Raw genomic sequence first — 1,701 nt, 5'->3', positions numbered from 1 at the left:
CCCCCCTCACCCCAGCCGCCGTCGACGCAATCCGCGCCGGCTACGCCTTCGACGGCCCCGCCCTCGAAATGGGCGCCCTCGTCAACGGCCACGCCCTCCCCGACGTGCCGGTGCGCATCCCGCTCGCCATGACCAACCGCCACGGGCTCATCGCCGGCGCCACCGGAACCGGCAAGACCAAGACCCTGCAGGTGCTCGCCGAGCAACTCGCCGCCGCCGGCGTGCCCGTCTTCGCCGCCGACATCAAGGGCGACCTCTCCGGAATCGCCTCAGAAGGCACCAGCAGCGCCAAACTGCTCGAACGCACGGCGGGCATCGGCCAGAACTGGCAACCGGCAGCGACCACGACCGAGTTCTTCAGCCTGGGCGGCGTCGGTCGCGGCATCCCGATCCGCGCCACCGTCGCCGGCTTCGGTCCTCTCCTCCTCAGCAAGGTGCTCGGGCTGAACGACACACAGGAGTCGAGCCTCGGCCTCGTCTTCCACTACGCCGACAATGCCGGCCTCCCCCTGCTCGACCTCAGCGACCTGCGCGCCGTGCTCAGCTTCCTCGCCAGCGACGCCGGCAAGGCCGAACTCGTCGACCTCGGCGGCATCTCCCCCGCCACAGTCGGCGTGATCCTCCGTGAACTCATCACCTTCGCCGACCAGGGCGCCGACGTGTTCTTCGGCGAGACCGAGATCGACACGGCCGAGTTCCTGCGAACCACAGCAGACGGCGCGGGCATCGTCAGCCTGCTCGAAGTGCCCGGCGTCGCCGACCGCCCCGCCCTCTACTCCACCTTCCTCATGTGGCTGCTCGCCGACCTCTACAACGACCTGCCCGAAGTCGGCGACCTCGACAAGCCGAAACTCGTCTTCTTCTTCGACGAGGCGCACCTGCTCTTCAAGGATGCGTCGAAGGACTTCATCGGCTCCATCACGCAGACCGTGCGCCTGATCCGGTCGAAAGGTGTCGGCATCTTCTTCGTCACGCAGACCCCGAAAGACGTGCCCGGCGACGTTCTCGCCCAGCTCGGGTCGCGCATCCAGCACCAGCTGCGCGCCTTCACCCCCGACGACGCCAAGGCCCTGAAGGCGACCGTCTCGACCTACCCGAACTCCGAGTACGAGCTCGCCGAGGTGCTGCAGAACCTCGCGACCGGCGAGGCGGTCGTCACGGTCATGAACGAGCGCGGGGCCCCGAGCCCGGTCGCCTGGACGAGGCTGCGTGCGCCCCAGGGGTCGATGTCTCCGACTTCGGATGCCCGGATCGACGCCGCGGTGGCCGCCAGCCCGCTCCTGCCGACGTACGGCCCGGTCATCGACCGCGAGTCTGCGCGTGAAATCCTCACGGCCAAGCTGAACACCGCAGCGGAGGCCGCAGCCGCCGCCGAGCAGGCCGTCGCCGACGCCAAGGCGGCCGCTGCCGCCGCGAAGCAGCAGGCCGCCGACGAGAAGGCGCGGCAGAAGGCCGCCGCCGACGCCGCCCGGGCCGACGCGAAGGCGCAGGCCGAGTACGAGCGCGCGCTGGCGAAGGCGCGGGCCGCGGATGCCGCAGCCGACCGCGAGCGCAACCGCCGCGCCTCAGGAACCCGCACCACCAGCCGCGCGCAGCCGAACATACTCGAAGACGTGCTGGGATCGCGCGCCACCCGCACCATCCTCACCAGCGTCGTCTCCGGCATCTTCGGCACCCGCCGCCGCCGCTGACCGCCCACCC

1 protein-coding gene is annotated in these 1,701 nt (G+C 70.7%); it reads left to right on the top strand.

Features of this window, described 5'->3' with window-relative positions; translation table 11 throughout:
* Nucleotides 1–1,691 (top strand): helicase HerA-like domain-containing protein (locus C5B96_RS09975; RefSeq protein WP_199176618.1); only part of this gene is annotated, 1,691 nt, incomplete at its 5' end.
* Between the last annotated feature and the right edge of the window lie 10 nt (nucleotides 1,692–1,701).

Source organism: Subtercola sp. Z020 (assembly GCF_002931235.1).
In the GTDB taxonomy this organism is placed as follows: domain Bacteria; phylum Actinomycetota; class Actinomycetes; order Actinomycetales; family Microbacteriaceae; genus Subtercola.
Note: the sequence above shows the minus strand (reverse complement) of the source record. Positions and strands in the feature narration are given on the sequence as shown.